We start from the raw sequence: 22,098 nt of genomic DNA, 5'->3' as shown, positions 1-22,098 counted from the left end.
GCTGTGAGGTGTGGAAAACCGCCGTTTCTCCCCCATTTGCAGGGGGCAGGAATTGGCCTTTCGGGCCCCCTTCCCCTAAATTTCTGGCATATCTGAAACAGCGATGGACATACATTCTTCGTGAGTGATGAAACCGATAATCTGAACCCGGCAGCGCCTTCCGACGATTACGAGCGGATCGACATCGTCGACGAGATGAAAACCAGCTATCTCGATTACGCTATGAGCGTGATCGTGAGCCGCGCTCTACCAGACGTGCGTGATGGTCTTAAGCCGGTCCACCGCCGCATTCTCTATGCCGCCCAGGTTGGCGGCTACACTGCCAGCAAGCCCTACCGCAAGTCGGCGAAAATCGTCGGTGAAGTGATGGGCTCCTATCACCCGCACGGCGACAGCGCGATCTATGATGCGCTCGCCCGTATGGTGCAGCCGTGGTCGCTGCGCGTTCCGCTGATCGATGGTCAGGGCAATTTCGGCAGCATGGACCCGGATCCGCCCGCGGCCATGCGTTACACCGAGAGCCGTCTTGCGAAGGCCGCAGAGCCGCTGCTCAATGATCTCGACAAGGATACGGTCGATTTCGTCGATAACTACGATGGTAGCGAGCAGGAACCCTCGGTTCTTCCCGCACGTTTCCCCAACCTGCTGGTCAACGGCGCAGGCGGTATCGCGGTCGGCATGGCGACCAACATCCCGCCGCATAACCTTGGAGAGGTTATCGACGGCTGCTTCGCCTACATGGACGATCCGGGTATTACGTCGGAGCAGTTGCACGAGATTATTCCCGGGCCGGACTTCCCGACATCGCCGTTGATCCTTGGCAAGGCGGGCGCACGCTCGGCTTACACCACGGGTCGTGGTAGCGTGCTGATGCGCAGCCGGCACGAGATCGAAACAGGGCGCAATGACAAGCAAAGCATTGTTCTGACGTCCATTCCCTATCAGGTTGGCAAGGCTGGCCTGGTCGAGAAGATTGCCGAGGCCGCGAAGGAAAAACGGATCGAGGGCATTTCGGACATCCGTGATGAAAGCAGCCGTGAAGGCGTGCGGGTTGTCATCGATCTGAAGCGCGATGCCACACCCGAAGTCGTGCTCAACCAGCTTTGGCGCCATACCCCGGCTCAGAGCTCGTTCCCGGCCAATATGCTCGCGATCCGCGGTGGACGCCCCGAAACGCTGACGCTGCGCGATTTCATCCAGGCCTTCATCAACTTCCGCGAGCAGGTAATCACACGCCGCACGAAGTTTGAGCTGAACAAGGCGCGTGACCGTGCGCACGTCTTGCTCGGCCTGGTTGTGGCGGTTTCGAACCTCGATGAAGTTGTGGCGATGATCCGTAGCTCGTCCAACCCGCAGATTGCGCGCGAAAAGCTGCTCGCCAAGGAATGGCCGATTGGCGACATTGCGCAGTATATTCAGCTGGTTGAGGCCATCGAGCCGACTGCTGATGAAGCGGGCGGTACTTACCAGCTGTCCGAGCGCCAGGTTCGTGCCATCCTCGAGCTGCGCCTGCACCGCCTGACCGCGCTAGGCCGCGATGAAATCGGTGACGAGCTGAAAGAGCTTGCCGAGAAAATCGAATACTACCTCTCGATCCTCGCCGATCGCGTGAAGCTCTACGGCGTCATGCGTGACGAGCTGCAGGAAGTGCGAGACCAGTTCGCCACCCCACGCATGTCCGAAATCGCGCCTGCTTGGGACGGGATCGAGGATGAAGATCTGATCGAGCGTGAAGAGATGGTCGTAACCGTGACCCACGGCGGCTACATCAAACGCACACCGCTCGACACCTTCCGTGCACAGGGGCGCGGCGGCAAAGGCCGCAGCGGGATGGCGACGAAGGATGAAGATGCTGTTGTCGAAATGTTCGTAACATCGACGCATAATCCTGTGTTATTCTTTACTAATACAGGTCGAGTCTATCGCTTGAAAGTGTGGAAATTGCCCGAGGGAGGCCCGCAGACCAAGGGCCGCCCGATGGTGAACATGCTGCCGCTGGGCGAGGATGAGCGCGTGACAAACGTACTCTCGCTGCCCGAGGACGAGGCGGATTGGGAAGCACTCAACATCATCTTTGCTACCGAGCAAGGCATGGTTCGCCGTAACTCGATGGATGCCTTCACCAATGTACCGAGCAACGGCAAATATGCGATGGGCTTTGTCGAAGGCAGCGATGACCGCCTGATTGGCGTTGAGCTGCTGACGGAGGAGCAGGAAGTATTCCTCGCCTCCGATGCCGGCAAGGCCATCCGTTTCTCCGCCACCGATGCCCGCGAAACCAAGAGCCGTACCGGCATAGGTGTGCGCGGTATGGCATTGAAAGACGGCGCAAAAGTTGTCTCGCTCGCTATTCTCGACCGGCTTGATGCCGATATGGAAACGCGTGAAGCCTACTTGCGTGCTGCGGCGTGGAAGAACAACGATGCCGAAGCCACCCTCCCCGCTGATCAGATCGAGGCAATGGCAGAGGGCGAGGAGTTCATCCTGACCCTTACCGCGAATGGTTATGGCAAGATTTCGTCTGCCTACGAATATCGCACCATTGGGCGCGGTGGACAGGGCCTCGCCAACATCGGCACACCGAGTGACGAAGATCGCAACGGGCCGGTTGTTGCCAGCTTCCCGGTCAAACACGGATCGCAGCTGATGCTGGTGACGGATCGCGCCAAGCTCATCCGCCTTCCCATTGATTTCCGCCATCTGGTTGAAGGTGGTTTCGAGGAGCACAAGGGCTTCTCGGTCTACGGACGCAGCTCTTCAGGCGTGCGAATCTTCAACGTTTCCAAGGGCGAAACCATCGTTGGTGCAGCGCTGATCGATGAAGACGAGAGCCCGGAGAACGAGGCTGAAGAGGCTGTTGTTGAGGAAATGCTCGAACGACGCGGCGGCGGTGACGAGACTGCTCCGGACACCACCGCGCAGTCGGATGACGATATCGGGGGGTAGCCAGACGCCGATTAGGCACTGGCCTCCTCTTTCTAGTCGCCTAGGTTGCCTTCACGCGGCGTCGGGCCGAGGTCCAGCAACACGCATTTGAACTGCAGCCTTTCGCGACCTTGCTCTACGGCGCCGGGCGTGGTGCGCAGACTCTCTTCGCGCGTACATTCCTGCTCCACAAGTACCTCCTCTTCGGCGGTAAGCTCCCGATCGAATGTTCCGCCGATCAGGGGCCGTGCGGGAAACTCGCGCTCTGCGGTGCCATAAAGCGTGCGAAAGGCATCGAGTGCCATGGGGTGAAAGATGCTGCCGTGTGTTTCGCTGTCTTCGACCGGAACGAATGTCCACAAGAGGTTCGCCGGAGCGCCTGCGCGTAGCGCATCGACCAGTCGCTCTGTCCCTTCGCGGTGCCATACGCCCTCGTTGGCTACCGTCAGGTACAACCGCCTCTGCATACCATCGTTAGGGTGCGCGGCGAGCATGCGCGCGGCCTCCCGGCCATACTTCATCTGCTCCCACCACATGCTTGGCGAAATCGCCATGTAGTCATCGAACAACGTCGGGTCTTCCAGCAGCGTTTCGACGATGAACAGCGCGGCAAGCGATTCCCCGATGACCGCATCATGGCCATCGGTACGGAACTGCGCATTGACCATCGGCATCAGTTCTTCACGCAAGAAGCGGCGATAGGTCGGTGATCCGCCCGGCTCTGCTCCTAGCGCCTCGACATAGGGCTGCGGATCGGCCGCTGGCGGAGCGAAGAAATGACGCCGATTGGTACTTTGGACACCGACGAGAATGAAGCGTTCGAAACTCCAGTTCATGTCGCGGCTTTGCACGATCCCGGCAATATGATCGAAATCCTGCTCGGGCCCGCCATCGAGCAGATAGATTACGGGAAAACGCATATCGGGCTGCTCTTCATAACCCGCCGGCAAGCGTACGGTAACGATGCGTTCGCCACCCAGAACTTCCGATTGCACGGTGTAGCTGGTGGCCGTGACATGTGGAGCGCCCTCGCCCATCTGTGCATGCGCAGTCGCCGGAAGGGAAAGCGCCAGTGCGCAAAGGATGATTGTACGCAGCAAAATCATTGTGTGTTCTCCAATCCGCCCTGCACCACGCTCAGTTCGGGATCGCGTTTGCGCAAAGTGGTTATGACACCAACGGTGATGAGGAACATGCCGAGGTAGTAGATCGGCCAGACCAGCAGTTCAGGGATACGGGTTCCCGAGAACGGACCAAGCTCGCTGAAGATGAGCCAGTCGGAGATCACGAACAGGATTGCGCCGGCGGCCACTTTCAACCGGGGGAAATCGCTCGCCCATGCCCCTGCGGCCATCATGCCAAGCGGCAGCGCGTAAAGCGCGACCAGCGGCCGCATGCTTTCTTCGTATGGAAGGAAATAGGCGACCAGCGGCGTACCAAGCAGCAGGATGAGGAACATCAGGCTGTCCCGCCCTTCCAGTGCCTCTCGTTTGTTGCGCAGGAAAACCAGCAACGCAATTATGTGGAAGCCGACAAAAGCTACGGCTCCGGCGATCAGATCGAAATTGAGCGGGAGATAGGGTGCCAGCCCCGGCAGGATGACATCGACAAGGCCGCTCGCAGACGCGATCAGCATGTCACCGAGCGAGGCAAACACCAGCGCGAGCGCCAGCATATGCGCATCCCTGCTGCTGTGTCGCATCCAGGCATAGATGGCGAGAAACGCGACTGCGCTTCCCTTGATCGGCACCAGAAATAGTCCAGGCAGATCACTCACCTGCAGATAGTAATAGGCAAAAGCCGCAATGAGGCTCAGCACCAGATAAGGTCGTTTTTCTGCAAGCGCGCGGTGGGGCATTTCTGCTGCCTAGCGATGAGCCGGTGATTGCACCAGCGGGCAAACGCACTTATCTGCGCGGCAAATGGAAAATCAGGCATGACACATCAGGTTCACATCATCGGCGGCGGCCTCGCAGGCAGCGAGGCGGCGTGGCAACTCGCGCAGCGTGGTGTGAAGGTTCGCCTGTCCGAAATGCGCGGTGGCGGCGGGTCAACCGATGCGCACCAGACGGATGGCCTTGCAGAGCTGGTCTGTTCCAACTCCTTCCGCTCGGACGATGACACCAAGAACGCGGTTGGCTTGTTGCACCACGAAATGCGACGGCTTGACAGTCTTGTCATGGCCGCCGGCGAGAAGGCTCGTGTGCCCGCAGGCAGTGCGATGGCGGTGGACCGCGACGTGTTCAGCGCAGAAGTCGAAAAGGCCTTGGAAGACCATCCGAACATCGAGATTGTCCGCGAACTGGTGGAAGAGCTTCCCGCCGAAGGTCTCACTATCGTGGCCACCGGACCGCTGACAGCAGCATCGCTTGCACAAAGTATCGTCAAAGCCACGGGTGAAGATCGCCTCGCCTTCTTCGATGCCATTGCACCCATCGTGCACCGCGATTCCATCGATATGAGCAAGGCGTGGGTCCAGTCGCGCTGGAACAAGCGCACCGATGCCTCCAACGAAGACGGCGACTACATCAACTGCCCGATGACAAAGGAGCAGTACCTTGCCTTCCACCAGGGGCTGATGGATGCCGAAAAGGGGGAGTTCAAGGAATGGGAGAAAGACACGCCATATTTCGATGGCTGCATGCCGATCGAGGTGATGGCGGAACGCGGTGTGGAAACCCTGCGCTACGGACCGATGAAGGGTGTCGGGCTCGATAATCCGTATGACACGAGCGAGGAGCACCCGCAGGGCAAGTGGCCTTATGCCGTGGTGCAGCTACGGCAGGACAACAAGCTGGGCACGCTATGGAACATGGTCGGCTTCCAAACCAAGATGAAATACGGCGCGCAGGTGGATCTGTTCCGTACCATTCCGGGGCTGGAGAATGCCGAGTTCGCACGTCTTGGCGGAATGCACCGCAATACTTTTATCAATTCACCCACGTTGCTGGATCGGCAATTACGGCTGAAGAGCGCGCCGCACATCCGTTTTGCCGGACAGATCAGCGGGTGTGAGGGCTATGTCGAAAGCTCGGCCGTGGGCCTGATGGCGGGCCTGATGGCAGCAAGCGAGCTACGCGGCGAGAATTTCACGCCGCCTCCGGCCACCACCGCAATGGGTTCCTTGCTTGGCCACATCACGGGTGATGCGGAGGCGAGCTCCTTTCAACCGATGAACGTCAATTTCGGGCTTTTCCCGACCCTTGAACGCGTGCCGAAGAAACAGCGTAAGGAAGCCTATACTACCCGCGCCAAAGAAGACTTTGGCGTCTGGCTGTCAGGCCTCGAAACGGTCCCCGCCTAACAATTGCACCGCGGTCTTGAACTGCGGCGCGGTGCGGGTGCGCTGGTTGCGAATTCAGCCTGGGTCAGCTCGTTATCGTCATTGCCGTCCATCTCTTCGAAGCGGTTCGAGGTTGTGACCGCCCATTCCTCGAATGTCAGCAGATTGTTACCATCGACATCTAGTCTGCGGAACGCGTCAGTGCGGGTCGAAAGCATCTCGTTTCGCGTGATCTTGAGGTCACGATTGCGATCATAGCGGAAGAAGCGGCGCTGCTCGCGCGTTAGCTCGCTCGCTTCAGGCGGAGCCGGGCCCTCCATGTCAGCAACATCGGCAGTCGGAAGAGCATCCGGGTCTTCCACCTCGACGACTTCGGGATCGGGTGGCGGAGCTGCTTGTTCGACCTGCGCCCTCCCCTGCATCCAGAACAGACCGAGCGTTGCGAGCACCAGAGCGCCAAATGCGCCAAGCAGAATACGGTTCATGGCTTGCCTCCAAGTCTCGCACTCTACGCTAACGTCCTGTAATGCCAACCCTCATTGCCGCGATCATCGCGCCCGGACCATCAAGCAGCTCTGCCTGATCTTTGTTCCGGGCCCGTTTGCAGAGCGCATGGAGCACCGCGAGCGAGCGCATAGAGCGCGATAAAGCTGCACGTCTCCACAGTTGCTTCTGCAGTGACTGTTTGACCAGTGCCAGCTCGCTCTCCTCGCTCAAGCGGTTGGCGAGATCATGGAGCGCAACTTCCTTTGCCGCCTGTTCAACGGGGGCAAGCGTACTGTCGTCGCCAACACCATCGGCCACCGCAGCCCACGCCTGCGATTTACCGCGCAGATAGGTCGCGAGAGCGGGGCGATCGAATGCTTCGCCCAGCAGCGTTTCGTAGCCATCGACCAGCGGGATGAGCCTTTTCAGATCCCCCGGGAAGGTGCTCAACAAAGCGAGCAAGGGTTCGCCGGTGGGCCAGTCGCTCGTATCTTCGGAAAGCCGGTCTCTCCACCAGGCGAGCTTGATCTGCGCGATCATCGGCTCGCCATCACCGGCTAAGATGCCAGCCAACCGCATATCGAGTGCCATCAAGCCAAGCACAGTATCGCGTGCCCTCGCCGGCGCATAGCTGAGCGCAAGGCGATGCGAGAGGGGCAAGGTATCGAGAAGCGCTTCGGTCATCGCCGCGCGGGTGCCGTGATCGTTCACTTGCGTCAAGCGATCCTGTGCACATGACGCGTGCAGGTAGGAGCAAATTTACCCCTTTCCTTGCGATTGTGTTGATGGGGCATTGGTAGAGGCCACACGCATGGAGAAGTGTTTGTCGCCCGATTCTGATCAAGAACCCCGACTGCGTAAGGGCGCGATGCGCCATGTTCAGTGCGGGCGGCAAACCTTCTTCTCTTCACACTCCGCGCAACGGCTCGGTTGTGATGGTGGACGGATTGTTAACCCTGACGCTTTACACACCGGAAACCAAACATTCGCTAGTTCGGCACAAAGCCATAACAATTTTTGCAAAAAGCAGGCCCAACTATGATCACTCGTATCCGTCGACATATTGCCAAGATGGCGGGCTGCAACAGCGGCAACGCCACTCTTCTCGTCGCACTCGGTATGCCCGTCCTTATCGGGGGTGCCGGTCTCGGTGTCGACATGACCCAGTGGTACATGTGGAAACGTGAGCTGCAGTTTGCAGTGGACCAGTCGGCGATTGCCGGTGCCTGGGCACGCGCAGACGAAGAGACGGAGAACACATACCAGCGCCGCGCTTTGCAGGAATTCAACGCCAACCTTTCGGCAACCGATGACTTTAACAATGCGCCGAACATCAGCCTGGCAGACTATGCCGGCGGCAATCTGAATTCGGTCGCCGTGTCGGCAACCGCAACAAAGACCCTACCCTTCACCAACTTCCTGATGGGTGGCAGCACTACGATTTACGCCTATGCGCAGGCCAGCTTTGAAGAAGGCGCGACCTTCACCAGCTGCCTGGTTGCACTGGACGAAGATGAAACCGGTGCGCTGACCATCGGCGGTAACTCGGTCCTCACTGCGAGTTGTGGACTGGCCGCGCTGTCTACCGCAGAGGAAGCTATTTCCGTGAACGGTAACCCAACGGTGGATGCCGGGTGGATTCTCGCAGCAGGAGGCGTCGACCAGTGGCTCAAAGACAATACCGACGACGTGATCCTCGAGAACATGGAAGGTCTCTACGACCCGTTTGGTGAACTGGAGCCGCCGAACCCTGATGAAACGCAGGTTGAACGGACCTACAGCTGTTCGGCCGAGCCCGATTCGACCACTGCTGACGTCACCACTGTGACTGCGGTGGAGTACGATTATTATCAGGGTTCCAACACGCGTAACGCGACAGGATGGGCGAATACTGCGGGCAAGGAAGATACCCGCACCGAGCCTTCCTACGAGGCGGCGAAACTCGTGCCGAACGGAACAGTCGAAGGAACTGTCGAATCCCGCTCGGTACAGTGGCGCGAACTTGGCGGTAGCGGCCAGAACAAGAAGTGGGAGCGCGTTACAACCACGGTCTATACGACTTACGATAACGTAATCGTCACCCCGGGCGCGCAGGCCGGAAGCGTCCGTCCGGGCACCTACTCCGATTTACAGATTTCGTGTGACACCGCATTCGCTCCTGGCGTCTACAACATTGTTGGCGGCGGTCTGAAGATCCCCGGGCAGTACGAAGTGACCGGCTCTGCCGTCATGTTCGTGCTGTATGATGGTGCCTATATCGACGTCACCGGTGGCTCGGACGTGAACCTGACCGCCATGCAGGCGTCGGACCTGATGGCTGTGGGCGTTTCTCAGGAAGACGCCAACGAGCTTGCCGGCATGTTGGTGTTTGAAGATCGCAGCTCGCAAGGCAGCAACAAGACCAAGTTCAACGGCAATGCCAACACCGTGCTCAACGGTGCGCTGTATTTCCCGACCAGTGGTGTGGACTTCGCCGGCACGATCGGCGTGACCAGCCAGTGTCTGATGATTGCTTCGGCAACCATCACCATCACCGGTACGACGAATATGTCGACCTTCTGCCCCGGTGGTTCTTCCGAAGATACCACGATTGTATCGACTGCTGCGAAGGTGAGGCTCGTCGCATGATGCGTGCCCTCGCCCGGCTTGCGCGGATCAAGCGCAATGAAAACGGCTCGATGGCTATCGAGACCGCATTCGTTGCGCCTATCCTGCTGGTTCTGGCGCTTGGCGGGTTCGAAGTCAGTTCGATGGTTGCCCGCCAGACGGAGCTGCAAAGCGCTGCCGCCGAGGCTGCGGCCGTTGTACGCGCCACGATCCCTGAAACCGCAGAGCAGCGCGCCACTGTGCGAGACATTCTGGCGACCTCGACCGGAATTTCGAGCGAGAAAATCACCGTCAACGAGATCTACCGCTGCGGAACGGCCGAGAACTACGCAACCGAGGCCGATAGCTGCGGTTCTGCAACCGAGTACAAGTTTATCAAGGTCGACATCAGCGATACCTACACGCCTGTCTGGACCAAGTTCGGCGTCACTTCGGGCTTCGACTTCAACGTCAGCCGTACAATTCAGATCGGATAACCGACAATGCGCGCCTTCATCTCCCGCCTCCGCCAGGACACGCTTGGCGCTGCCGCGATTGAATTCGCGCTGATTGGCCCTGCGTTTATCGTCATGATCCTTGGCGTGCTGCAGGTTGGTATGGGGCTGCAAAGTTACAACGCGATGCGCAATCTGTCTGCCGATGTGTCCCGCTACGCGATGGTTCAGTACCAGACGGGCAACACGATCTCGAATTCGCAGTTGCGGACCTGGGGGCGTAACCACGCGCAGGGTGCGCCTTACCTGATGGACCCTGATCGTCTTGGTATGACCATTGCCGATGCTGACACCCAACGTGTTGCGGGGGCAAAGGAGCTGACGATCACAGTGACCTATCGCATTACCAGTGTGCTGGAATTCATCGACATCGATGGCCCGACACTGGATTTCGAGCGTCCTGTATTCCTGCTGGATGATAGCGCGGCGACTGCTACCTGATCACGGCGATCAGATCCTTTTACAATTAATGAATATATTAACCAATCCTGTTGGGATTCGGCTTAGTCATTATGCGTAAATGCGGTGCAATGAGAGTTCCGCATTCCCTTTCTCGCCACGATTTCGGTGGAATCTTAACGCGCCTTGCGCGGGATCCGTCGGGTAACGTCATGGCCATGATCGCTGCATCGATCTTCCCGTTGATCGCGCTGGTCGGCGGCGGAGTTGACATGGGCCGCGGCTACCTGGCCAAGACCCGCCTGCAGGCTGCCTGCGATGCGGGTACCCTCGCCGCGCGAAATCGCATGGGAAACCAGGCCGCGGTTGATGGCACGATGCCGAGCGACGTGGCCGAGACAGGGCACCGCTTCTTTGATCTCAACTTCCGTGACGGCGCATATGGCACCGAAAACCGCAACTTTTCGATGCAGCTGGAAGGCGATTTCTCCATCAGGGCATCCGCTTCCGTCGATGTGCCGACCACGCTGATGAGCGTGTTCGGCTTCGATGAAATGGAAGTTACGGTTGATTGCTCTTCCATCCAGACGTTCCCGAATCTGGACGTTATGATGGCGCTCGACGTCACTGGCTCGATGCGTCACACCAACGCTGGCGATAGTCAGTCCCGACTGGAATCGCTCAAATCGGTCATCAGGACTTTCTATACTACCCTTGATGCCAGCAAAGGGCCTGCGACTACTATCCGTTACGGGTTCGTTCCGTACAATGCCAACGTCAATGTCGGGCACCTTTTGCAGGACAGTTGGGTAGTAGACAGCTGGACCTATCAGGGGCGCCGCGACACGGGGCTTGCTCTTCCGGGTGAAGACATCAGCTACACCTATTACCGCAACTGGCAGTATGTATCGGGTACCCGCACTGATTGGACCGCAGAGTCCACCTATGCGGCAACCTGGAACGAATCACCCAATCCCGATCAGCCGGGCTGGTACTCATGCGAAGGTGCACAGCCGAGCAACACCTGGGATACTACCACAACCATCGATGACGATTCCGCGCGCACCGAGGTGCAGTTCAATCCACCGGCAATTGTCACGATTAAAGACGGCGAAAAGGTCCACAATGGCACGCGCTATCAAACAGTGCTGAACGGCGATACCTGCGAGATTCAAGCGAGCACGGACACGAACTATATCCAGACGTTTGAGGAAGTGACGGTTCTCCCGTCCCTAGATCACACTCTCTGGAGCTATGAGCCGATTTCGCGTGATGTATCAAACTGGCGTACCGAAACGGATGGTTGCATCGAGGAACGCGGTACATACATCATCGATGACTACGACAACGTCGACTTCTCTCGGGCGCTTGATCTGGACATCGACCTGGTGCCGTCTTCGGGCAATTCTGCAACCCAATGGCGTCCGCGTTACACCGACAACAGCTACGCCCGCTCGCTCGACACTTCCGGCACGGGTGATTTCACGCCGAGAAACATTCGCACGACTGCCGAATTCGCCAATTCGGGCACATGGTGGTCATCGGACTGTCCGCCTGCGGCAGCGAAGCTGACGGCGATGACATCTGACGAACTCAATACCTACCTCGATACTCTCGTGCCTTATGGCTCGACACACCATGATATTGGCATGATCTGGGGTGGACGCCTGCTTTCACCCACAGGATTGTACGCATCGGAGAACTCGAGCGGTCCGGATGATACGCGCGGTCGCCACCTGATCTGGCTGACGGACGGCCAGACCGAACCTTACGACATTTCTTACAGCTCGTATGGTATCGAAGGCCTGGATCAGCGCAGATGGGATCCGGATGGCACGGAAACTCTCACCTCGGTCGTCGAGAACCGTTTCCGTATTGCCTGCCAGCAGGTGAAGAACCGCAACATCACTGTGTGGGTTGTTGCCTTCGGCACAAGCCTGAACCCGATCATGGAAGAATGTGGCGGGCCGGGCCGCACGTTCCAGGCTAACAATGCCGAAGAACTCAACCAGGCCTTCATGGATATTGCGAGTTCCATGAGCGAACTGAGGCTTTCCTCATGATGCCGCGGCTCTTTGCTGATATCTTTCGGGACGAAACGGGAGCCACGATTGTGGAGTTCGCCCTGATTTCGCCTGTGCTCGTTCTAACGTTGATGGGGTTGTTCGATCTTTCGTACAACTTCTATGCGGAGACCATGATCGAAGGCGCGATCCAGAAGGCTGCGCGCGATTCTACACTTGAAGCATATGCCGGTAACGGAACCGCTCTCGACACCCGGGTGCGCAATGCAGTCCAGAATGTGGTGCCGTCGGCGACGGTGACCTTCGACCGGTCTGCTTACTCGCGCTATTCTGACTTTGGTCGCGCGGAAGAATTTACCGACACCAACGGTGATGGCACCTGCAACGAAAACGAACCTTTCGTTGATGCCAATGGCAACGGCTCATGGGACCAGTCGCGTGAGCTCAGCGACTCCAATGGTGCGCGCGATGCAGTTTTGTACGAGGTCAATGCGAGCTATGACCGGCCCTTCCCGATGGCCGAACTTATCGGCTTTGAAGACACGGTGACTGTCACGGCCCGCACGGTCTTGCGTAACCAGCCATTCAATTCCACTGCCGACGTACAAGCAGTCGGAAATTGCGCATGATCACCAAGGCTGCCTCTGCCATTCGCAATCTGGTTCGCGACACCTCTGGCGTCGCCATGACCGAATTCGCCCTCGCCTTCCCCTTCATTCTGGGTGTTGGTTTGATGGGCCTTGAAACAGCCAATCGGGCATTGATTGAAATGCAAGTTTCTCAGCTTGCGATGCAAATCGCCGATAACGGGTCGCGTATTGGCGAAGCCGGCGTTCTGGAAGATCGCAAGATCTATGAAGATGACATCAATGACCTGTTCTACGGCGCGCATATCCAGAGCGGCAAAGGGATTGATATCTTCACCCATGGCCGTGTGATCATGAGCAGCCTGCAGGTGGATAAGGATACTGGCGAACAGTATATCCACTGGCAACGCTGTGCAGGGACGCTCGCCCACACCAGCCAGTACGGTACCGTAGATGGTGCGCGGTCAGATGTGGCTGCCGGCATGGGGCCAGCCGACGCGAAAGTCATGGCGTTCGATGAAGCTGCCGTCATCTTCGTTGAAATCGCTTACACCTACCAGCCCTTGATCGGTGACCCCTTCACCTTCGGCGAGCAGGATGTGAGTGCTATTGCCAGCTATATCGTCCGTGATGATCGCGATCTGTCAGGAATTTACCAGCGAGACACTAACGCACCCGACCCGGTTGCGAGCTGCGACCAGTTTGGCGGCTCTTTTTACGATCTCTAAAGCACCGGCCCGACTCTCTAGGGACGGACCGGTGTCTTCATCGGATCAATCGGCGTAGCAGACCTTCTTGCACGCCTCGATCACGCCATCCTTGTCGATCAGCGCCAGCTTTTCGAGGTTCGCGGCATAGGGTAGCGGTACGTCTTCATTGCATACGCGCAGGACAGGTGCATCGAGGTTATCGAAGCCTTCCTCCATACAAATCGCGACGATTTCCGATGCAATCGAGCACGTTGGCCAGCCTTCTTCGGCGATCACAACGCGATTGGTCTTGGCGAGTGACGTCAGGACGGCTTCCTTATCGAGCGGACGCAGCGTGCGCAGGTCGATGACTTCGGCGTCGATGCCCTGCTCTGCCAACTCTTCTGCAGCCTGCAGCGCGACACCAACGGCAATCGAGTACGATACGATTGTAACGTCTGAACCTTCACGCATGATCCGCGCCTTGCCGATTGGCAGCACGTGATCGTCCAGCTGTGCGACCTCGAAGCTCTGGCCGTAGACCAGCTCGTTCTCGAGGAAGACGACCGGATCTTCGGTTCGGATTGCCGCCTTCATCAGGCCCTTGGCATCCTGCGCGTCATAGGGCGCGATCACGATCAGGCCGGGGACGCTGGCGTACCACGGGCCGTAATTCTGGCTGTGCTGCGCGCCAACGCGGCTTGCAGCGCCGTTCGGGCCACGGAACACGACCGGACAACGCATCTGACCGCCCGACATATAGTTCGTCTTGGCAGCCGAGTTGATGATGTGGTCGATCGCCTGCATGGCGAAGTTGAACGTCATGAACTCTACGATCGGGCGAAGGCCACCCATCGCCGCGCCTGCGCCGATGCCGGCGAACCCGTATTCGGTGATCGGCGTATCGATCACGCGCTTGGGACCGAATTCGTCGAGCAGGCCCTGAGTGACCTTGTAGGCACCCTGGTACTCGGCAACTTCCTCTCCCATCACGAACACGCGTTCGTCACGGCGCATTTCCTCGGCCATGCCATCACGCAAGGCTTCACGCACGGTGAGCGAAACCATGTTGGTGCCAGCAGGAATGTCCGGATCGGCAGGACGCTCTTTAGCTTCGGGCTTTTCTGCAGCTTCAGCGGCAGCAACTTCGGGGCCAGTGCTTTCCTCAACGGGAACAGCTTCTTGGGCAGCGGGAGCGGTATCGGAAACCTCTTCACCCTCGCCTGCCAGAATGGCGATGACGGTGCCGACTTTCACTTCCTCTGTGCCTTCTGCAACCAGGATCTTGCCAACGGTACCTTCGTCGATGGACTCGAACTCCATCGTAGCCTTGTCGGTCTCAATCTCGGCGAGCACGTCACCGGCGGAAACGGTGTCGCCTTCCTTGACGAGCCACTTGGCGAGTGTGCCTTCTTCCATCGTCGGAGAAAGCGCGGGCATCTTGAGTTCAATAGCCATGGCTCAATACTCCTCCACCAGAACATCGGTGTAGAGTTCGCTCGGCTCCGGCTCGGGCGATTTCTCGGCAAAATCGGCGGCTTCGGCGACAGTGGCGCGGATGGCCTTGTCGATGTCTTTCAACGCGTCTTCTTTCACCTTCAGTTTCATCAGATCAGCCTTGGCGCGTTCGATCGGATCGTTCTTCTCGCGCTGGTCCTGCACCTCTTCACGCGTACGATACTTGGCAGGATCGGACATCGAGTGCCCGCGATAGCGATAGGTCTCGCATTCCATCAGGACGGGGCCATTGCCTTCGCGCACATGCTTGAACGCGATTTCTGCAGCCTGACGCACTTCGAGCACGTCCATGCCGTTCACCTTCATGCCTGGAATGCGGAAGGCAGCACCGCGACGGTAGAACTCGGTTTCAGCCGAGCTGCGACGCACCGCGGTACCCATCGCGTACTGGTTGTTTTCGACCACGAAGACCATCGGCAGCTTCCACAGCGCGGCCATGTTCATGGTCTCATAAACCTGGCCCTGGTTCGCAGCACCATCGCCAAAGTATGCGAGGCACAGGCCGCCGTCTTCGTTGTATTGATGGGCGAGCGCGAGGCCTCCGCCCAGCGCCACTTGAGCACCCACGATGCCGTGGCCGCCGTAGAATTTATGCTCGGTGCTGAACATGTGCATCGAGCCGCCCTTCCCCTTGGAAATACCGGCGGCGCGGCCCGTCAGCTCGGCCATGATGACGTTGGGATCGATGCCATAGGCGAGCATGTGACCGTGATCGCGGTAACCGGTTATCACGCTGTCAGTGTCGTTATCGAGTGCGGATTGCAGGCCAATCGCGACCGCCTCCTGTCCGATGTAGAGGTGGCAAAAACCGCCAATCAGGCCAAGACCATAAAGCTGGCCAGCCTTTTCCTCGAAACGGCGGATAAGCAGCATCTGCTCGTAGAAATGGAGAAGCTGATCCTTGGTGGGCTTGAAACGCTTCTTCTTGTCCAGCGCATCCTGAAGCGATTTGAGCGCGAAGGCATCGTCCATTGCTGCAGGCGTATTCGTCTTCTTGACCGGGGTTTTCTTCTTCCCGGAGGTGGAGGCTTTTGCCAAGGCATTTCCCCTTTTGCGGCTCTGTCTGACAGAGCTTTCAAGCAGTTTATTGTTGTGCGGCCTATAGGCTCAACTGCACGCCACTGGCAACGTTCCGCATACGAATTTCGCCAATGTGGTTAGAATGGTTTTTTGGGGAAACCAGTGGCGCGAAAGAGACTACTCTTCTTCGTCCAGTTCGACGACCAGATCGTCCGGATGCGCAACACCCAGATCACGACGAACGAGCTCGTCCGCAAGGTCTTCGTCGACGTTGTCAGGATCGAGAAGATCGACGCGGTTTTCCAGCACAGCGCGCTCTTCCTCAAGCTCTGCAATACGTTCCTTATGAGCCTCCAGCTGGCTCGACTGATCGCTCCACGCCAGCAGGCCGGAAGGGCCGATCAAGGCCAGAAGTCCGATCAGGATGAGCACCAGCAAGGCAGCGGCGTTGACCACCTTCTCTCGCACGGCGTCTTTCTTGTTGATCGGCCTGTTCATCCGATCCTTGAATCACAGTGCCGCCACGGTTTCAAGCATAATGCAGGTCTATGCGCTGATGTTACACCAATTGGCGTCTTGCGAGCAGGTGCAAAAAAGGTTACATATGAAACTATGACTGACCTCTTTGAAAATCCGATCGGCCTTGATGGCTTTGAATTCGTCGAGTTCTGCGCGCCCGAGAAGGGCGTGATTGAACCTGTATTCCAGGCAATGGGCTTTTCCCACGTTGCCAACCACCGCTCCAAAGACGTGCAATTATGGCGTCAGGGACAGATCAACCTGATCCTGAACTACGAACCACGCAGCGCAGCATGGTATTTCGCGCGTGAGCATGGCCCATCGGCATGTGGCATGGGCTTCCGTGTCAAAGATGCGGCGAAGGCCTATGATGAGCTGATCGAGCGCGGTGCAGAGCCTGTGGACGTCGAAACCGGCCCAATGGAACTCTACATCCCCGCGATCCGCGGCATCGGCGGTGCCATTGTCTATCTGATCGATCGCTACACCGATGAAAACAAGAACGGCCTGTCGATCTACGACATCGACTTCGAATACATCGAAGGCGTCGATAAGTGGCCTGTGGGCGCAGGCTTCAACGTGATCGATCACTTGACGCACAATGTTTACAACGGCCGCATGGCGTACTGGGCGGACTATTACGAAACCCTCTTCAACTTCCGCGAGATCCGTTTCTTCGACATCAAGGGCGAGTATACCGGCCTGACCTCGAAGGCGCTGACCGCGCCCGATGGCAAGATCCGCATTCCGCTCAACGAAGAAGGCGAAGGCGGCAAGGGCCAGATCGAAGAGTTCCTGAAGGAGTTCAACGGTGAAGGCATCCAGCACATTGCACTGATCTGTGACGACCTGCTCGGCTGCTGGGATCGCCTGAAGGAGTTCGGCGTGCCGTTCATGACTGCACCGCCCGAAACCTATTATGATATGCTGTCCGAGCGTTTGCCCGGCCACGGCGAGCCAGAGAACGAGCTGAAGGCGCGCGGCATTCTCCTCGACGGTACGACAGAAGGCGGGCAGCCACGTTTGCTGTTGCAGATCTTTGCGGAAGCACAGGTTGGTCCGGTGTTCTTCGAATTCATCCAGCGCAAGGGTGACGAAGGCTTTGGCGAAGGCAACTTCAAGGCGCTGTTCGAAAGCATGGAACGCGACCAGATCAAACGCGGTACGCTCGAGGTTGAGCCTGCCGAGTAAGCATTCGTGCGCAACGCCAACAATAAAGGGCGGGCCACGCGGCTCGCCCTTTTTTGTTGGTGCGCCCGACAGGATTCGAACCTGTGGCCCCCAGATTAGGAATCTGATGCTCTATCCAACTGAGCTACGGGCGCGCCGTTGGCTGCCATAGCAAAGCAATTCAGTCTGGCAATCAGTTCAAGTCTTCGGGCGGTGCCACAGGGAACGGCAGCGGCGCGACGGGGACGCCTTCATCGATCAACTCTTTGGCTTCTTCCGGGCTGGCTTCACCGTGGATCGCCTGATGATCGCGTTCGCCGTAGTGCATGGCGCGGGATTCTTCGGCGAAGCTCTTGCCGACCCACTTGCTGTCCTTAAGCGCCTTCTTCTGCGCATCAGCCAGCTTCTCGAGGGCCTGTTTGACCTCCGGCGACATCGGAGCATTGGAAACCGGGCGAGCGCCCTCCCCTTGTCCATGCTCTGGCGTTTGCGCAGCAGGTTTGGCGGCGGTCTGCTGATTGCCCTTCTTCCCCACTGATGGAGCCATCGGCGCCTTATCAACCGCACCTGAGCCACAGGTCGGGCAGCACAGCAGACCTTCCGCCAGTTGACGCGAATAGTCCTCAGATGAGCTGAACCAGCCCTCGAAACGGTGGCCGCTGTCACAGGAAAGATCGAAAACAATCATTGGCTGCGCGATGTAGGGATTTCACGCTTGTTGGCAAGGCTGGGAAGCTGGCTGCGAACCTCGGCTATGCGTGAGAGATCAATGTCGCAGAAACCTAGCCCTGCCCCATCTCCACCCATGTCGAGCAGCACCTCGCCCCACGGGTCAACAACAAGCGAATGACCGAAGGTCTCGCGCCCGTCCTCATGCTGGCCCACTTGTGCTGCCGCGATCACGAAAGCAGAGGCCTCGATCGCCCGCGCACGCTGGAGTACATGCCAATGCGCCTTGCCGGTCGGTTTCGTAAAGGCAGCGGGTATAGAGATTGCATCGCAGTGTCGTTGCCCCAGCTCTTCGAACAAGGCCGGAAAACGCAAGTCGTAACAGATCGACAGCCCGAGACGGCCAACGGGCGTATCCGCGACATCCACCACCTGCTCTCCGGGAGCATAGGCTGCGGACTCGCGCCAGCTCTCACCCGTATCCAGAGTGACATCGAACATGTGGATCTTGTCATATCGCGCGGCAACCCTGCCCGCCGGATCAATCACCACCATGCGGTTTGCCCAGCGGCCGTCTTCCAGGGCCACGGGAAGACCCAGGTTGATCCAGATTCCGTGCTGCGATGCTGCGGTGGAAACCTTCTCAAGAACTGGGCTTTCGCTTTCCGGAACGATGTTCGTTGAGGCGCGGGCTCGATCCTTATCCAGCAGCCCGGCCATTTCCGGCGTGAAAAGCATTGATGCGCCCTGCTCCGCAGCCTCTGCCGCTGCATCACAAATCGCAGCCGCGTTGGCAGCCGGATCAATGCCTGATGTCATCTGAAGGAGCGCGATTTTCGGCATTATAGGCCCAGCAGCGCGTCTAGCTTGCCTTCGCGATCAAGCACAGCAAGGTCATCCGATCCGCCAATAGCCTGATCATTGATGAATATCTGCGGCACTGTCATCGCGTCTGGCTTGCGCTGCATCATCTCTTCGCGCTTCGGCCCGCCCATGGTGATGTCATACTCGATGATTTCGACGCCTTTTTTCTTGAGCAGGCTCTTGGCGCGCACGCAGAACGGGCACCACGCCTTTGAGTACATCTCGACCTTGACTTCGCTCACAGTAATCTCGCTTTCAAAGTGTCTGACAGGTGCTTGACAGCCCGTCAGGCGATCCCATCTATGTTTCGTGGATGCCAATCATGGGTCCACGTTAATTGTCAAATTGCTCAAAAGAGGATTTGTTTCAAATGAACCGTTTTGACCTTACCCCATATCGTCGTTCCACAGTTGGTTTTGACCGTCTTTTCGACCTGCTCGAAAACAATGCTCGCAACTCTGGCGACAACTATCCCCCCTTCAATATCGAGCGTCGCGATGAAGATGCCTACCGCATCACCATTGCTGTTGCCGGTTTTACCGCCGCTGACCTCGATATCACCGCCCAGCAGAACCTGCTGACCGTACAGGGCCGCAAGCGCGACGAAGTGAACGATGGCGAAATGCTGCATGTCGGCATTGCCAACCGTGGCTTTGAGCGCCGCTTCGAGCTGGCAGACTATGTCCGTGTCGAAAATGCGGATCTGAAGGACGGCCTGCTTGTGATCGACCTACTGCGTGAAGTTCCTGACGCGATGAAGCCGAAGAAGATTTCGATCGGCGACAGCGAACTGAAGGTTGTTGAAGGCGACAAGAAGGATGATGCGGCAAACGCTGCATAATTCCACACCACATTCCTGGTAAAACGTATGGGGGCGGGCCCGCTAAAGCCCGCCCCCTCGACGTTTGCACGCCGACCAGCCTCTGAAACAGGCTATCCGGGTCGCAAAAGACAGCCAGCTTCGTTGGCAAGATCGTAGTATCCGTGCTTACACGCAGGGCGTGAAGCTAAAGGATCAAACCTATAGGGGGATTGGCGCCTGCTGCTGACGTCATGACGTCATGCAAGCCAATAGACGGGTGCACCCCTATGCCCGTACGTTTCGACTAGGCCCGAGCGCCCTGTTTGCGCAAGCACAAATTCGCGATTGGTTGAAGCGATCGTAACCATGGCTCAAACGAGCCGTGACTGTGCCAATGCTGCCTCGATAAATCCCGAAAACAGGGGATGCGGATCAAACGGTCGACTCTTGTATTCAGGGTGGAATTGAACGCCGACAAACCAGGGATGATCTGGCCGTTCAACAATTTCCGGCAGCAAACCATCCGGCGACATGCCCGAGAACACCAGTCCGCCACTCTCGAGCCGGTCGATATAGGCCGAGTTAACTTCGTAGCGATGACGGTGGCGCTCGGAAATTTCTGTCGCACCGCCGTAGATTTGTGAAACGTGTGAATTGCCGGCCAGTTTGGCGTCATAAGCGCCCAGGCGCATGGTTCCGCCAAGATCGGTCTCGGCAGAGCGTTGCTGCAGGCCTTCTTCGCTCATCCACTCCGTGATGATGCCCACGACAGGTTCAGCAGTTTCCCCGAATTCGGTTGAAGAAGCTGCTACAACTCCTTGATCTCGCGCGCCTTCGATGCAGGCCATCTGCATACCGAGGCAGATACCGAAGAACGGCACCTTGCGTTCACGAGCAAAACGGACGCTGGCAATCTTGCCTTCACTACCGCGATCCCCAAAGCCTCCGGGGACCAGGATCCCGTGCAGCGGCTCCAGTTCGGCGGTGATGTCGGCGTCATCCTTTTCGAAGATCTCGGCATCGATCCAGCGGATGTTGACCTTCGTGCGGTTGGCCATGCCGCCGTGCACCAGCGCTTCATTGAGCGACTTGTAGGCATCGGGCAGACCGACATACTTGCCGACAACGCCAATTGTGACCTCACCCTCGGGCTTTTCGTAGCGGTCAACAACGTCTTCCCAGCGTGCCATGTTGGGAGGATTGCTGGTGCCGAGCATGCCGAAATGGCGCAGGACTTCGCCGTCGAGACCTGCTTCGTGATACTGCTGCGGAACCGCATAGATGCTTGTCGCATCAAGCGCGGGAATGACCGATTCCTTGCGCACGTTACAGAAATTGGCGATTTTCTGTCGCTCGCCATCGGGCAGCGGGTGCTCACAACGGCACAGCAGTACATCGGGCTTTATGCCAAGCGATGCCAGTTCGCGCACCGAGTGCTGCGTGGGCTTGGTCTTCAGTTCGCCTGCCGCCGCGATGTACGGTACGAGGGTCACATGGACCGAAAGCGTCTGATTGGGCTCCAGCTCGTTCCGCAGCTGGCGAATGGCCTCCATAAACGGCAGGCTCTCGATATCGCCCACGGTGCCGCCAATTTCGCACAGGATGAAGTCGTGATCGCCCTGGTCTGCCAGCGCGAATTCCTTGATCGCATCGGTCACGTGCGGGATCACCTGCACGGTGGCGCCGAGGTAGTCCCCTCGCCGTTCCTTGGCGATGATGTCGCGATAGACGCGTCCCGAGGTGATATTGTCGTTCTGGTGCGCTGACACACCCGTGAAACGTTCATAGTGCCCGAGATCAAGATCGGTCTCTGCCCCGTCATCGGTGACATAGACTTCGCCATGCTGATACGGGCTCATCGTGCCCGGATCGACATTCAGATAAGGATCGAATTTCCGAATGCGGACCTTGTAGCCACGCGCCTGCAGAAGGGCTGCCAAAGAGGCTGCCATGAGACCTTTGCCGAGCGAGGAGACCACGCCGCCGGTGATGAAAATATACCGCGCCATGGGAGTTGAGCCTTAAGCTCACACACGGATTCG

The 22,098-nt window shown here is 58.1% G+C and carries 21 protein-coding genes and 1 tRNA gene; 10 read left to right on the top strand and 12 right to left on the bottom strand.

The genetic code is table 11. The annotated features are described in order from the left end of the window. Positions 1–120: 120 nt before the first annotated feature. The gene (gene gyrA, locus OOZ52_RS02910; RefSeq protein WP_274696975.1) at positions 121–2,946 is read left to right on the top strand and encodes a DNA gyrase subunit A; all 2,826 of its coding nucleotides are present in this window, start codon (positions 121–123) and stop codon (positions 2,944–2,946) included. Positions 2,947–2,978: 32 nt separating this feature from the next. On the opposite strand, the gene OOZ52_RS02905 is transcribed toward gyrA, so the two are convergent. After that, positions 2,979–4,031, bottom strand: coding sequence for an alpha/beta hydrolase (locus OOZ52_RS02905; RefSeq protein WP_274696974.1), 1,053 nt, complete (start codon positions 4,029–4,031; stop codon positions 2,979–2,981). After that, entirely contained in the window at positions 4,028–4,783 is a 756-nt protein-coding gene (locus OOZ52_RS02900) for a lysoplasmalogenase family protein (RefSeq protein WP_274696973.1), read from the bottom strand. Before OOZ52_RS02900 ends, OOZ52_RS02905 begins: the two co-directional genes overlap by 4 nt. A gap of 78 nt (positions 4,784–4,861) precedes the next feature. Here OOZ52_RS02900 and trmFO point away from each other — a divergent pair, with 78 nt between their 5' ends. Then, positions 4,862–6,229 (top strand): methylenetetrahydrofolate--tRNA-(uracil(54)-C(5))-methyltransferase (FADH(2)-oxidizing) TrmFO, encoded by a 1,368-nt coding sequence (gene trmFO, locus OOZ52_RS02895; protein ID WP_274696972.1) that lies wholly within the window; start codon positions 4,862–4,864, stop codon positions 6,227–6,229. Here trmFO and OOZ52_RS02890 read toward each other — a convergent pair. Continuing rightward, on the bottom strand, positions 6,226–6,693 hold the full coding sequence (locus OOZ52_RS02890; RefSeq protein ID WP_274696971.1) for a hypothetical protein: 468 nt from the start codon (positions 6,691–6,693) through the stop codon (positions 6,226–6,228). The genes trmFO and OOZ52_RS02890 overlap by 4 nt on opposite strands. A gap of 28 nt (positions 6,694–6,721) precedes the next feature. After that, entirely contained in the window at positions 6,722–7,405 is a 684-nt protein-coding gene (locus tag OOZ52_RS02885) for a hypothetical protein (RefSeq protein WP_274696970.1), read from the bottom strand. Between the two features lie 327 nt (positions 7,406–7,732). Between OOZ52_RS02885 and OOZ52_RS02880 the strand changes: the two genes are divergently transcribed. From OOZ52_RS02880 to OOZ52_RS02855, 6 genes are all read left to right on the top strand, one after another. Next, positions 7,733–9,322, top strand: a complete 1,590-nt coding sequence (locus OOZ52_RS02880) for a TadE/TadG family type IV pilus assembly protein (RefSeq protein ID WP_274696969.1) — start codon at positions 7,733–7,735, stop codon at positions 9,320–9,322. Continuing rightward, positions 9,319–9,777 (top strand): TadE/TadG family type IV pilus assembly protein, encoded by a 459-nt coding sequence (locus OOZ52_RS02875; protein WP_274696968.1) that lies wholly within the window; start codon positions 9,319–9,321, stop codon positions 9,775–9,777. Before OOZ52_RS02880 ends, OOZ52_RS02875 begins: the two co-directional genes overlap by 4 nt. A gap of 6 nt (positions 9,778–9,783) precedes the next feature. Next, positions 9,784–10,236, top strand: a complete 453-nt coding sequence (locus OOZ52_RS02870) for a TadE family protein (RefSeq protein ID WP_274696967.1) — start codon at positions 9,784–9,786, stop codon at positions 10,234–10,236. 170 nt (positions 10,237–10,406) lie between these two features. Further along, complete coding sequence (locus tag OOZ52_RS02865) at positions 10,407–12,257, top strand: Tad domain-containing protein (protein WP_274696966.1); 1,851 nt, start codon at positions 10,407–10,409, stop codon at positions 12,255–12,257. After that, positions 12,254–12,847, top strand: coding sequence for a TadE/TadG family type IV pilus assembly protein (locus tag OOZ52_RS02860; protein ID WP_274696965.1), 594 nt, complete (start codon positions 12,254–12,256; stop codon positions 12,845–12,847). Before OOZ52_RS02865 ends, OOZ52_RS02860 begins: the two co-directional genes overlap by 4 nt. Next, positions 12,844–13,533, top strand: coding sequence for a TadE/TadG family type IV pilus assembly protein (locus tag OOZ52_RS02855; protein WP_274696964.1), 690 nt, complete (start codon positions 12,844–12,846; stop codon positions 13,531–13,533). The genes OOZ52_RS02860 and OOZ52_RS02855 overlap by 4 nt, the downstream gene beginning before the upstream one ends. Positions 13,534–13,578: 45 nt before the next feature. Here OOZ52_RS02855 and OOZ52_RS02850 read toward each other — a convergent pair whose 3' ends face one another. The 3 genes from OOZ52_RS02850 to OOZ52_RS02840 all read right to left on the bottom strand — a co-directional run bounded on the left by OOZ52_RS02850 (position 13,579) and on the right by OOZ52_RS02840 (position 16,530). Further along, positions 13,579–14,952 carry a pyruvate dehydrogenase complex E1 component subunit beta gene (locus tag OOZ52_RS02850; RefSeq protein WP_274696963.1) on the bottom strand — a complete coding sequence of 458 codons (1,374 nt, stop codon included), beginning with the start codon at positions 14,950–14,952 and terminating at the stop codon, positions 13,579–13,581. 3 nt (positions 14,953–14,955) lie between these two features. After that, positions 14,956–16,050, bottom strand: coding sequence for a pyruvate dehydrogenase (acetyl-transferring) E1 component subunit alpha (gene pdhA, locus OOZ52_RS02845; protein WP_446698101.1), 1,095 nt, complete (start codon positions 16,048–16,050; stop codon positions 14,956–14,958). A 159-nt stretch (positions 16,051–16,209) separates the two neighbouring features. After that, entirely contained in the window at positions 16,210–16,530 is a 321-nt protein-coding gene (locus tag OOZ52_RS02840; protein WP_274696962.1) for an FtsB family cell division protein, read from the bottom strand. Between the two features lie 114 nt (positions 16,531–16,644). Here OOZ52_RS02840 and hppD point away from each other — a divergent pair, with 114 nt between their 5' ends. Beyond that, positions 16,645–17,742, top strand: a complete 1,098-nt coding sequence (hppD, locus tag OOZ52_RS02835; protein ID WP_274696961.1) for a 4-hydroxyphenylpyruvate dioxygenase — start codon at positions 16,645–16,647, stop codon at positions 17,740–17,742. A gap of 57 nt (positions 17,743–17,799) precedes the next feature. Here hppD and OOZ52_RS02830 read toward each other — a convergent pair. The 4 genes from OOZ52_RS02830 to grxC form a co-directional block, all read right to left on the bottom strand. Beyond that, positions 17,800–17,876: transfer RNA gene (locus OOZ52_RS02830), tRNA-Arg, on the bottom strand. Between the two features lie 38 nt (positions 17,877–17,914). Next, positions 17,915–18,409 (bottom strand): DUF1178 family protein, encoded by a 495-nt coding sequence (locus OOZ52_RS02825; RefSeq protein ID WP_274696960.1) that lies wholly within the window; start codon positions 18,407–18,409, stop codon positions 17,915–17,917. Beyond that, on the bottom strand, positions 18,406–19,233 hold the full coding sequence (locus OOZ52_RS02820) for a carbon-nitrogen hydrolase family protein (protein WP_274696959.1): 828 nt from the start codon (positions 19,231–19,233) through the stop codon (positions 18,406–18,408). Before OOZ52_RS02820 ends, OOZ52_RS02825 begins: the two co-directional genes overlap by 4 nt. Then, complete coding sequence (gene grxC, locus OOZ52_RS02815) at positions 19,233–19,475, bottom strand: glutaredoxin 3 (protein WP_274697222.1); 243 nt, start codon at positions 19,473–19,475, stop codon at positions 19,233–19,235. The genes OOZ52_RS02820 and grxC overlap by 1 nt, the downstream gene beginning before the upstream one ends. A gap of 149 nt (positions 19,476–19,624) precedes the next feature. Here grxC and OOZ52_RS02810 point away from each other — a divergent pair, with 149 nt between their 5' ends. Continuing rightward, a complete protein-coding gene (locus OOZ52_RS02810) occupies positions 19,625–20,095 on the top strand; it encodes an Hsp20 family protein (protein ID WP_274696958.1) in 471 nt (156 codons plus the stop codon). A gap of 332 nt (positions 20,096–20,427) precedes the next feature. Here the strand turns inward: OOZ52_RS02810 and OOZ52_RS02805 are convergent, their stop codons facing one another. Beyond that, on the bottom strand, positions 20,428–22,065 hold the full coding sequence (locus OOZ52_RS02805) for a CTP synthase (RefSeq protein ID WP_274696957.1): 1,638 nt from the start codon (positions 22,063–22,065) through the stop codon (positions 20,428–20,430). Between the last annotated feature and the right edge of the window lie 33 nt (positions 22,066–22,098).

The sequence above is a fragment of the Aurantiacibacter sp. D1-12 genome (assembly GCF_028858515.1).
In the GTDB taxonomy this organism is placed as follows: domain Bacteria; phylum Pseudomonadota; class Alphaproteobacteria; order Sphingomonadales; family Sphingomonadaceae; genus Alteraurantiacibacter.
Note: the sequence above shows the minus strand (reverse complement) of the source record. Positions and strands in the feature narration are given on the sequence as shown.

Coding starts and splice junctions, on each gene's coding strand:
- OOZ52_RS02860 (WP_274696965.1), top strand. CDS start 12,254: ATGATGCCGCGGCTCTTTGCTGATATCTTTCGGGACGAAACGGGAGCC.
- trmFO (WP_274696972.1), top strand. CDS start 4,862: ATGACACATCAGGTTCACATCATCGGCGGCGGCCTCGCAGGCAGCGAG.
- hppD (WP_274696961.1), top strand. CDS start 16,645: ATGACTGACCTCTTTGAAAATCCGATCGGCCTTGATGGCTTTGAATTC.
- OOZ52_RS02870 (WP_274696967.1), top strand. CDS start 9,784: ATGCGCGCCTTCATCTCCCGCCTCCGCCAGGACACGCTTGGCGCTGCC.
- OOZ52_RS02850 (WP_274696963.1), bottom strand. CDS start 14,952: ATGGCTATTGAACTCAAGATGCCCGCGCTTTCTCCGACGATGGAAGAA.
- OOZ52_RS02820 (WP_274696959.1), bottom strand. CDS start 19,233: ATGCCGAAAATCGCGCTCCTTCAGATGACATCAGGCATTGATCCGGCT.
- OOZ52_RS02880 (WP_274696969.1), top strand. CDS start 7,733: ATGATCACTCGTATCCGTCGACATATTGCCAAGATGGCGGGCTGCAAC.
- OOZ52_RS02810 (WP_274696958.1), top strand. CDS start 19,625: ATGAACCGTTTTGACCTTACCCCATATCGTCGTTCCACAGTTGGTTTT.
- OOZ52_RS02875 (WP_274696968.1), top strand. CDS start 9,319: ATGATGCGTGCCCTCGCCCGGCTTGCGCGGATCAAGCGCAATGAAAAC.
- OOZ52_RS02855 (WP_274696964.1), top strand. CDS start 12,844: ATGATCACCAAGGCTGCCTCTGCCATTCGCAATCTGGTTCGCGACACC.
- OOZ52_RS02900 (WP_274696973.1), bottom strand. CDS start 4,783: ATGCCCCACCGCGCGCTTGCAGAAAAACGACCTTATCTGGTGCTGAGC.
- grxC (WP_274697222.1), bottom strand. CDS start 19,475: ATGTACTCAAAGGCGTGGTGCCCGTTCTGCGTGCGCGCCAAGAGCCTG.
- OOZ52_RS02840 (WP_274696962.1), bottom strand. CDS start 16,530: ATGAACAGGCCGATCAACAAGAAAGACGCCGTGCGAGAGAAGGTGGTC.
- OOZ52_RS02905 (WP_274696974.1), bottom strand. CDS start 4,031: ATGATTTTGCTGCGTACAATCATCCTTTGCGCACTGGCGCTTTCCCTT.
- OOZ52_RS02865 (WP_274696966.1), top strand. CDS start 10,407: ATGGCCATGATCGCTGCATCGATCTTCCCGTTGATCGCGCTGGTCGGC.
- OOZ52_RS02805 (WP_274696957.1), bottom strand. CDS start 22,065: ATGGCGCGGTATATTTTCATCACCGGCGGCGTGGTCTCCTCGCTCGGC.
- OOZ52_RS02825 (WP_274696960.1), bottom strand. CDS start 18,409: ATGATTGTTTTCGATCTTTCCTGTGACAGCGGCCACCGTTTCGAGGGC.
- OOZ52_RS02890 (WP_274696971.1), bottom strand. CDS start 6,693: ATGAACCGTATTCTGCTTGGCGCATTTGGCGCTCTGGTGCTCGCAACG.